The sequence below is a fragment of the Phenylobacterium sp. genome, from assembly GCF_036723115.1.
In the GTDB taxonomy this organism is placed as follows: domain Bacteria; phylum Pseudomonadota; class Alphaproteobacteria; order Caulobacterales; family Caulobacteraceae; genus Phenylobacterium.
This window is the reverse complement of sequence record NZ_DAIMHV010000111.1, coordinates 1-8684: the sequence shown is the minus strand read 5'-3', so window position 1 is coordinate 8684 and position 8684 is coordinate 1. Positions and strand designations below refer to the sequence as shown.

At 72.3% G+C, this 8684-nt stretch carries 9 protein-coding genes and 1 pseudogene; 7 read left to right on the top strand and 3 right to left on the bottom strand.

Features of this window, described 5'->3' with window-relative positions:
- The coding region (locus V7D28_RS11375) for a glycoside hydrolase family 15 protein (protein ID WP_333587501.1) at window positions 1-950 on the bottom strand (950 nt) is incomplete at its 3' end.
- 134 nt (window positions 951-1084) lie between these two features.
- Here V7D28_RS11375 and pyk point away from each other — a divergent pair.
- The 6 genes from pyk (at window position 1085) to V7D28_RS11345 (ending at window position 7237) form a co-directional block, all read left to right on the top strand.
- Window positions 1085-2503 (top strand): pyruvate kinase, encoded by a 1419-nt coding sequence (gene pyk, locus V7D28_RS11370; RefSeq protein ID WP_333587500.1) that lies wholly within the window; start codon window positions 1085-1087, stop codon window positions 2501-2503.
- 64 nt (window positions 2504-2567) lie between these two features.
- Window positions 2568-3251, top strand: coding sequence for a 6-phosphogluconolactonase (pgl, locus tag V7D28_RS11365; protein ID WP_333587499.1), 684 nt, complete (start codon window positions 2568-2570; stop codon window positions 3249-3251).
- Window positions 3252-3267: 16 nt separating this feature from the next.
- Window positions 3268-5097, top strand: a complete 1830-nt coding sequence (gene edd / locus V7D28_RS11360; protein ID WP_333587498.1) for a phosphogluconate dehydratase — start codon at window positions 3268-3270, stop codon at window positions 5095-5097.
- On the top strand, window positions 5097-6071 hold the full coding sequence (gene glk / locus V7D28_RS11355) for a glucokinase (RefSeq protein ID WP_333587497.1): 975 nt from the start codon (window positions 5097-5099) through the stop codon (window positions 6069-6071). The genes edd and glk overlap by 1 nt, the downstream gene beginning before the upstream one ends.
- Entirely contained in the window at window positions 6068-6691 is a 624-nt protein-coding gene (eda, locus tag V7D28_RS11350) for a bifunctional 4-hydroxy-2-oxoglutarate aldolase/2-dehydro-3-deoxy-phosphogluconate aldolase (RefSeq protein WP_333587496.1), read from the top strand. The genes glk and eda overlap by 4 nt, the downstream gene beginning before the upstream one ends.
- Window positions 6692-6703: 12 nt before the next feature.
- Window positions 6704-7237 (top strand): DUF6886 family protein, encoded by a 534-nt coding sequence (locus tag V7D28_RS11345; RefSeq protein ID WP_333587495.1) that lies wholly within the window; start codon window positions 6704-6706, stop codon window positions 7235-7237.
- A gap of 21 nt (window positions 7238-7258) precedes the next feature.
- Here the strand turns inward: V7D28_RS11345 and nth are convergent, their stop codons facing one another.
- Window positions 7259-7933, bottom strand: coding sequence for an endonuclease III (nth, locus tag V7D28_RS11340; protein WP_333587494.1), 675 nt, complete (start codon window positions 7931-7933; stop codon window positions 7259-7261).
- A gap of 67 nt (window positions 7934-8000) precedes the next feature.
- Here nth and V7D28_RS11335 point away from each other — a divergent pair, with 67 nt between their 5' ends.
- A complete protein-coding gene (locus V7D28_RS11335) occupies window positions 8001-8474 on the top strand; it encodes a DUF2244 domain-containing protein (RefSeq protein WP_333587493.1) in 474 nt (157 codons plus the stop codon).
- 15 nt (window positions 8475-8489) lie between these two features.
- Here V7D28_RS11335 and V7D28_RS11330 read toward each other — a convergent pair.
- A pseudogene (locus V7D28_RS11330) lies at window positions 8490-8684 on the bottom strand (hypothetical protein); the annotation flags it as partial.

Sequence of the window (8684 nt, the reverse complement as noted above, 5' to 3'; positions counted from 1 at the left end):
ACCCCATAGACCGGCTGGACATGGCCCCCGCCCTCCTCGTCCACGAGGTTGCGCAGGTAGGAGAGGTAGTTCTCCAGCATGTCGGCCGCGCCTAGCCGGGTCAGGGCCTGGACCACGTAATAGGCGTCCCGCAGCCAGCAATAGCGGTAGTCCCAGTTGCGGCCGGACTCCGCATGTTCGGGGATGGAGGTGGTCAGCGCCGCGACGATGGCGCCGGTCTCCTCATAGGCGCAGAGCTTCAGCGTGATGGCCGAGCGGATCACCGCGGCCTGCCATTCCAGGGGCACCGAAAGCGTCCGCACCCAGGCCCGCCAGTAGTCGGTGGTCTCGCTCAGCATGCGGGTGGCGGTGGCCGCCACATCGGCGTCGAAGCCCTCGTCGGGGCCCAGGAACATGGCGATGGGCTCTTCCAGGCGGAACAGCCGCTCCTCGGTGATGTGGCTCACCGGGCAGTTGGTGGTCAGGCGCAGGGTGGCCGGACCGCCCACATAGCGGATGTGGTTGGAGCCGGTGGTGCGCCTGGCCGGCGCCTCCCCCCAGTTCACCGTGGGGCGCAGGCGGATGCGGATGCGCGGCGTGCCCGAGATGGGCCGCACCAGGCGGATGAAGGCCATGGGCCGGTAGACCCGCCCAAACTGCCGGTAGCGCGGGCAGAAGTCGAGGATCTCGAAGGCGTCGCCCTGGCGGTTGGTGATCTCGGTGCGCACGATGGGGGTGTTGCGCAGATAGGACTGTCGCACATGGGCCAGATCCTGGGCCTCGATGGACCACAGGCCCTGGACGTCCTGCGCCGCCGGGTCGCGGTCGCTGAGCAGGGCCGAGAAGACCGGATCGCCATCCACCCGGGGCACGCAGGCCCAGACGAACCGCCCCTGGCGATCGATCAGCGCGCTGGCCGCGCAGTTGCCGATGGGGAACAGATCCAGGGTCTGAAGATTATCGCTCACCAGGGCCCCTCGCCACTTTGGTCCGCCATATGGGCCCCCTTCTTTTCTCGATGGCCGCTTAACGCCCTTTGCTAAGCTGCGATCCCTGGAGAACCAAGCGATTCGCCCGAAGCGGGGCCTGATCTAAGGGGGAGCCGATGATCCGAACCCGCCGTGCGCGTATTGTCGCCACCCTCGGCCCCGCCAGCCGGGCGCCGGAGCAGGTCGAGGCGCTGGCGCGGGCCGGGGCCGACGTCTTCCGGGTGAATTTCAGCCACGGAACCCACGCCGATCACGCCCAGGCCATCGCCGCGGTGCGCGCCGCCGAGGCCAGACTGGACCGCCCCATCGCCGTCCTGGCCGACCTGCAGGGTCCCAAGCTGCGCCTGGGCCGGTTCGCCGAGGGTTCGGTGAAGATCGCGCCGGGCCAGGCCTTCCGCATCGACCTCGATCCCGCCCCCGGCGACGCCGCCCGGGTCTGCGCCCCCCATCCCGAGGTCCTGGCCGCGGTGCGCGAGGGGGCGGAAATCCTCATCGACGACGGGCGGGTGCGCCTGCGGGTCACCGCCTGCGGGCGGGACTATGCCGAAACGGTGGTCGAGGTGGGCGAGACGCTCTCCAACCACAAGGGCCTGAACCTGCCCGGCCACGCCATCCCCATCCCGGCCCTGACGGACAAGGACCGCAAGGACCTGGCCTTCGCCCTGAAGCAGGAATGCGACTGGATCGCCCTGTCCTTCGTGCAGCGGGCCGCCGACATGGCCGAGCTGCGCCAGATCGTCCGGGGCCGGGCCGCCGTCCTGGCCAAGATCGAGAAGCCCGCCGCGCTGGAGGCCCTGGACGAGATCCTCGACCTCTGTGACGGGGTCATGGTGGCCCGGGGCGATCTCGGGGTGGAGCTGGCGCCCGAAGAGGTGCCGGTGGTGCAGAAGTCGCTGATCCGGGCCTGCCGCACCCGCGGCCTGCCGGTGATCGTCGCCACCCAGATGCTGGAATCCATGGTCACCGCCCCCACCCCCACCCGGGCCGAGGCCTCCGACGTGGCGGGCGCGGTCTATGAGGGCGCCGACGCCCTGATGCTCTCGGCCGAGACCGCCGCCGGCGGCTTTCCCAACGAAGCCGTGACCGTCATGGACAAGATCATCGGCCGGGTGGAGCGCGACCCCCGCTGGCCCGAACTGATGGACGCGGAGTTTCCCATCGAGGACGCCGACGCTGACGCCCTGGTGGCCGCCGCCGACCGCGCCGCCCAGGGTCCTTCGGTGGCCTGCCTGGCCAGCTTCACCACCACCGGCCAGACCGCCCTGCGCCTGGCTCGCCAGCGCCCGCTGCAGCCGGCCCTGGCGCTCACCCCTCACCTGGCGGTGGCGCGACGCCTGGCCCTGACCTGGGGGGTGGAGGCAAGGGTGGCGCCCCAGCCGGAGGATTCGGAATCCCTGGCCAAGGTCGCCACCGACGTGGCCGCCCGCCTGGGCCTGGCCCCGCCCGGCCGCCGGGTGCTGATCCTGGCCGGCCTGCCCATGGGCTCGCCCGGCGCGGCCAACATCCTGCGTCTGGCCCACACCCCCAGGCGATGATGCGCCGAGGCCTCAAGCCCCCCGCCCGGTCGCATCAGGGCCGGGGACCGGCTATGTCTGGCCGATGATCGAGACCTTCCCCGACGCCGACGCCCTGGCCGAGGCCGCGACCCAGGCGGTGCAGGCGGCCCTGGCCCGAACCCTGGCCACGGGCGCGCGGGCCAGCCTGGTGGCCACGGGGGGGCGATCCCCCGGCCCGGTCTATGACCGCCTGAGCGCGCGCGATGACTTGGACTGGGCCCGGGTGGACGTCACCCTGTCGGACGAGCGGTTCGTGCCGGCCTCCGATCCGGCCTCCAATGAGGGTCTGGTGCGAGGGCGGTTGCTGACGGGGCCGGCGCGGGCGGCCCGGTTCATCCCCCTGATGCGGCGCGGCGCCGCCGACGCCGCCGAGAGCGCCCGCTTGGCGCAGGCCGAGGTGGCGGCCCTTTCGCCCTTCGACATGACCCTGCTCGGCATGGGGCCGGACGGTCATGTGGCTTCGCTCATTCCCGGCGCCCAGGGCCTGGACGCGGCCATGTCGAGCCAAGCCTTCTGCCACGGCTTCAACGCCCCGATAGGCGATCCGCCCCGGCCGCGGATCACCCTGACCCTGCGGGCGTTGATGCAGTCCAAGGCCGTCCTGGTGCTTATCGCCGGGGCGGAGAAGCGGGCGGTGGCCCTGGCCGCCGCCGAGGGCGCCGACCTGCCGGTTCGCGCCCTCTTGACCCAGACCCGCCTTCCGGTGCGGGTTCTCTGGACCCCATAGGAGCCTCGCCCCGCCCATGTATCCGCCCCTGCACTCGGTCGTCGCCGACGTCACCCAGGCCATCGTCGATCGCAGCCGGGAGACCCGGGCCGACTATCTGGCGCGCATGGCGGCGGCCGGCCGCGCCGGACCTGGCCGGGGCAAGCTCTCCTGCGCCAATTTCGCCCACGCCTTCGCCGCCCTGCCCGGCGAGGACAAGGCCCGGATGCGCGACCCCTCGGCGCCGAACCTGGGGATCGTGACGGCCTATAACGACATGCTCTCGGCCCATCAGCCCTATGAGCGCTTCCCCGACCAGATCCGGGCCGCGGCCCGGGCGGCGGGCGCCACGGCCCAGGTGGCCGGCGGGGTTCCGGCCATGTGCGACGGGGTCACCCAGGGGCGGCCGGGGATGGAGCTGTCGCTCTTTTCCCGGGACGTGATCGCCATGTCCACCGGCGTGGCCCTGACCCATGACGCCTTCGACGCCGCCCTGCTCCTGGGCATCTGCGACAAGATCGTGCCGGGCCTGACCATGGGCGCCCTGGCCTTCGGCCACCTGCCGGTGATCTTCGTGCCCGGCGGCCCCATGAGCTCGGGCCTGTCCAACGCCGAAAAGGCGCGCATCCGCGGCCTCTACGCCGAAGGCAAGGTCTCCCGCGAGGAGCTGCTGGACGCCGAGATGCAGTCCTATCACGGGCCGGGCACCTGCACCTTCTACGGCACGGCCAATTCGAACCAGATGATGATGGAGATGACCGGCCTGCACCTGCCCGGCGCGGCCTTCGTCCATCCCCATACCCCCCTGCGCGAGGCCCTGACCGCGGCGGCGGCGCACCGGGCGGTGGAGATCATGGCCGGCGGAAACGCCTATACGCCCATGTCGGCGGTGATGGACGAAAAGAGCTTCGTCAACGCCATGGTGGGCCTGCTGGCCACCGGCGGCTCCACCAATCACACCCTGCACATCGTGGCCATGGCCCGGGCGGCGGGGGTTCTGGTGAACTGGAGCGACTTCGACCAGCTCTCGCGGGTAACGCCCCTGATCACCCGGGTCTATCCCAACGGGACCGAGGACGTGAACGCCTTCCAGGCCGCCGGCGGCATGGCCTTCGTCATCGGCCAGCTGCTGGACGCGGGCCTGGCGCATGGGGATGTGACCACGGTGGCCGGCAAGGGCCTGGCCCATTACCGCCGCGAACCCTTCCTGCAGGACGGGCGGCTGGTCTGGCGCGACGGGCCGGACCGGAGCCTCAATCCCGACATTCTGCGGCCGGTGGACGACCCCTTCCAGGCCGAGGGGGGTCTGCGCCTGCTCGACGGCGGGCTGGGCCGGGCGGTGATCAAGACCTCGGCGGTGAAGGACCAGCACCTGGTGATCGAGGCGCCGGCCCGCGTGTTCGACGACCAGGACGACCTGCTGGAGGCCTATCGCCGGGGCGAGCTGACGCAGGACTTCGTGGCCGTGGTTCGGTTCCAGGGGCCGAGGGCCAACGGCATGCCCGAGCTGCACAGCCTCACCCCGACCCTGGGCGTCCTGCTGGACCGGGGGCTGAAGGTGGCCCTGGTCACCGACGGGCGCATGTCCGGCGCCTCGGGCAAGGTGCCGGCGGCCATCCATGTGACCCCGGAGGCGGCCTGCGGCGGGGCTCTGGCCAAGGTGCGCGACGGGGACATCATCCGTCTGGACGTCCATGCCGGCCGGCTGGAGATCAAGGTGGACGCCGCCGAGCTGGCCGCCCGCCCGGCGGCTGCGCCCGCGCGCCCGTCCGACCACGGCTTTGGCCGCGAGCTGTTCGGCTGGATGCGCCGGGCCGCCGGTCCCGCCGAGGCCGGCGCCTCGGTCCTGTTCGATGAGGCGGCCTGATGGGCGCGCTCTATGACGGACTGGTGGGGGATGTGGGCGGCACCAACGCCCGCTTCGCCCTGGTGAGCGGCGAGGGCCAGCTGCGCAACACCAAGACCTATGCCTGCGCCGACTACCCGTCCCTGGACGCCATCATCACCGAATATCTCGACGAGACCGCGGGCAGGAAGCGTCCCGCCCGGGCGGTGATCGCCGTGGCCGGGCCGGTGGTGGACGGGGAGATCGAGTTCACCAATCTCGACTGGCAGGTCTCCGAAACCGACCTCATCGCCCAGTTCGGCTTCGACGCCGCCCGGCTGATCAATGATTTCGCCGCCCAGGCCATGGCCGCCCCGGTGCTGGACGCCAACGACCTGCGCCGGATCGGCCCGCCCCTGCGCGGCGCGCCCACCTGCCCCATCGTGGTGCTGGGACCGGGCACGGGGTTCGGGGTGGCCGCCGTGGCCCGCTCCCAGCATGTGGACATCGCCGTGGCCACCGAGGGGGGCCATGCGGGCTTCGCCCCCCATGACGCTGTGGAGGCGACGGTGTGGGCGCGGCTGGCGGAACGGTTCGGTCGGGTCTCCATCGAGCGCGTGCTGTCGGGCCAGGGCCTCTATGACCTGCACCTGGCGCTGCAGGCCCAGGCCGGCCAGGCGAGCGACCTGGCCGACGAGCGGGCGGTGATCAAGGCCGCCGAGGCCGGCCATGCGGCGGCCATCGCCACCCTGGACCGCTTCTGCGCCATTCTGGGCGGGGTGGCCGGCGACCTGGCCCTCAGCCACGGCGCCCGGGGCGGAGTCTATGTCAGCGGCGGCATCGCCCCGCGCATGATCGAGCGGCTGATGGCCGGCGGCTTCCGCCAGCGGTTCGAGGCCAAGGGCCGGCTCAGCGACTATGTACGCGACATCCCCACCTTTCTGATCACCCATCCCTATGCGGCCCTGGTGGGCTGCGCCCGCGAACTGCGGCAGCTGGAGGCCCTGCGCCTATGACCCTCGAAGAGATCCTGGGCCTGGCCCCGGTGGTGCCGGTGCTGATCATCGAGGACGCGCAGGACGCCGTGCCCCTGGCCCGCGCCCTGGTGGCGGGCGGGCTGCGGGCGCTGGAGGTCACCCTGCGCACCCCTGCCGCCCACGAGGCCATCCGCCGGATCGCCGGCGAGGTGGAGGGCGCGGTGGTGGGGGCCGGCACCGTCACCTCGGCGGCGGCCCGGGCCGCCTGCGCCCGGGACGGGGCGCGCTTCGCCGTCTCTCCGGGCCTGATCCCCGGCGAGGGGACCGACGGCCCCATCCCCCTGCTGCCCGGCGTGGCCACGGCCAGCGAGCTGATGGCGGGACTGGAGCGGGGCTTTTCCGCCTTCAAGCTCTTTCCCGCCAGCCTGATCGGCGGGCCTGGCCTGCCGCGAGCCCTGGCCAGCCCCTTCCCCCAGGCGGTCTTCTGCCCCACCGGGGGGATCGATGCGGCCGCCGCCCCGGCCTATCTGGCCCAGCCCAATGTGGCCTGCGTGGGCGGGTCCTGGGTGGCGCCGGCCGCCGCCCTGGCCGCCCGGGACTGGGACGCGGTGACCGCCCTGGCCGCCGCCGCCGCCGCCCTGCCCCGGGCGCGGGGCTGACCCCGCCCGGCCATGCGGCTGCTGCATTTCAGCGATGATCCGTCCATCGCCGTCTTCGAGCCGCGCCCGGTGCGCACGCCCTCGGCGCGGCCGCCGGGCCAGGACTGGCTGAACGGCCCCCTGGTCTGGGCCATCGAGGAGGCGCGCCAGGCGCTCTATCTCTTTCCCCGCGACTGCCCGCGCATCGTCATCTGGGCGACGCCGGAAACCACGGCGGCCGATCGCGAGCGCTGGTTCGCCGGCTCCGCGGCCCAGGTCCTGGCCTATGTGGAATGGGACTGGCTCGAGCGCCTGCGCGCGGCTGAGCTCGCCTGCTACGACCTGCCGCCCGACAACTTCGAGAGCCTGGAGGATGCGGGCATGTGGGTCTCGCGCCAGGCGGTGAGGCCGCTTGCGGTGGAGCAGATCACCGACCTGCCGGCGGCCCTGCGCGCGGCCGGGGTGGAGCTGCGGGTGAGCGAGACCCTGGCCCACCTGCGCGGGGCCTGGGAGACCAGCCTGCATGTGAGCGGGGTGCGCCTGCGCAACGCCCAGGGCTGGGCCTGAGGCGCGCACGGGCCTGCGGGATCACGCGCCCAGGAACAGGGCCTTCGACGGGCAGAGGTCGGCGACGGGGCATTGGCCGCACTTGGGCTTGCGGGCGACGCAGACATAGCGGCCGTGCAGGATCAGCCAGTGGTGGGCGCGGGTGAGATAGGGCTGCGGGATCACGGCCATCAGCTCTTCCTCCACCTGGTCGGGGGTCTTGCCGAAGGCCAGCTTCAGCCGGTGGGCCACGCGGAAGACGTGGGTGTCCACGGCGATGGCCGGCTCCACCCGCAGCTCGTTCAGCACGACGCTGGCGGTCTTGCGCCCCACGCCGGGCAGGGCCTGCAGGGCGGCGCGTTCCAGGGGCACCTCGCCCCCGTGCTGTTCGATCAGGATGCGGGCCGCGGCGATGACGTTCCTGGCCTTGGTGCGATAGAGGCCGATGGAGGCGATGAAGGGGATCAGCCCCGCCTCGCCGAGCGCCAGCATCTTTTCCGGCGTGTCGGCCACGGGAAACAGCCGGGCGGTGGCCTTGTTCACCGCCACATCGGTGGCCTGGGCCGACAGGGCCACGGCGGTGACCAGGGTATAGGGGCTGTCATAGGCCAGTTCGGTGCGCGGATCGCTTTCCTGCGCCTCGAACCGCTCGAACAGGGTGGCGATGCGGGCTTTTTCGGCCGGCGACAGGCGGCGTCGTTTCGGGGCTCTGGCCATGGGCCACACATGCCGCGCGCAAACGCCCTCGCCAAGCCCGGAGGCGTCGCTAATATCCTGAGCCAGGATGCACGGCGCTTACTTCATGGATGCGGTCATCACCCCCAACCGCTCGCTCTCGCAGCGAGGGTTCGTGATCCTCATCGCCGTGATCACCGGGGTGAATGCGCTGACCGCGCTCATCTTCCTGCGCATGGGGGCCACCCTGGTGCCCATCTTCCTGGGCCTGGACGTGGTGGCCATCACGGTGGCCTTCCTGGTGAGCTTTCACGCCGCCCGGCAGGTGGAGCGGGTGCAGGTCACCGCCCATGAGGTGCGCGTCCTGCGTCAGACCCCGCGGGCCCAGGCCCTGGTCTGGACCTCGCCCACCGCCTTCACCCGCGTGGGCGTGGAGGTGGAGGACGAGGAGACCGTAGGGGTCAAGCTGATGCTGTCGGGCAAGGTCGCCAAGGTGGCCGCGGCGCTCTCGCCCAGGGAACGGGCCGATTTCGCTCGCGCCCTGGAGAGCGCCATCTGGCGCGCCCGCCGCGCGCGTTACTGAGAGCCTGCGGGGGCTTCAGACCCGGATATCGACCAGGGAGCCGGGGCGCAGAATCCGGTTGGGCGCCTCGCCCGTGGGGATTTCGCTCGATTGCACGCGGGTGGTGTGGACCACGGGCGGGCTCTGGGGCGCCGGCGCGGCCTGGGCTGCGGGCCGGGGCGCCGTGCTGGGGGCGGCCTGACCGAGGGCCGCGGCGAAAAAGGCCCGCTG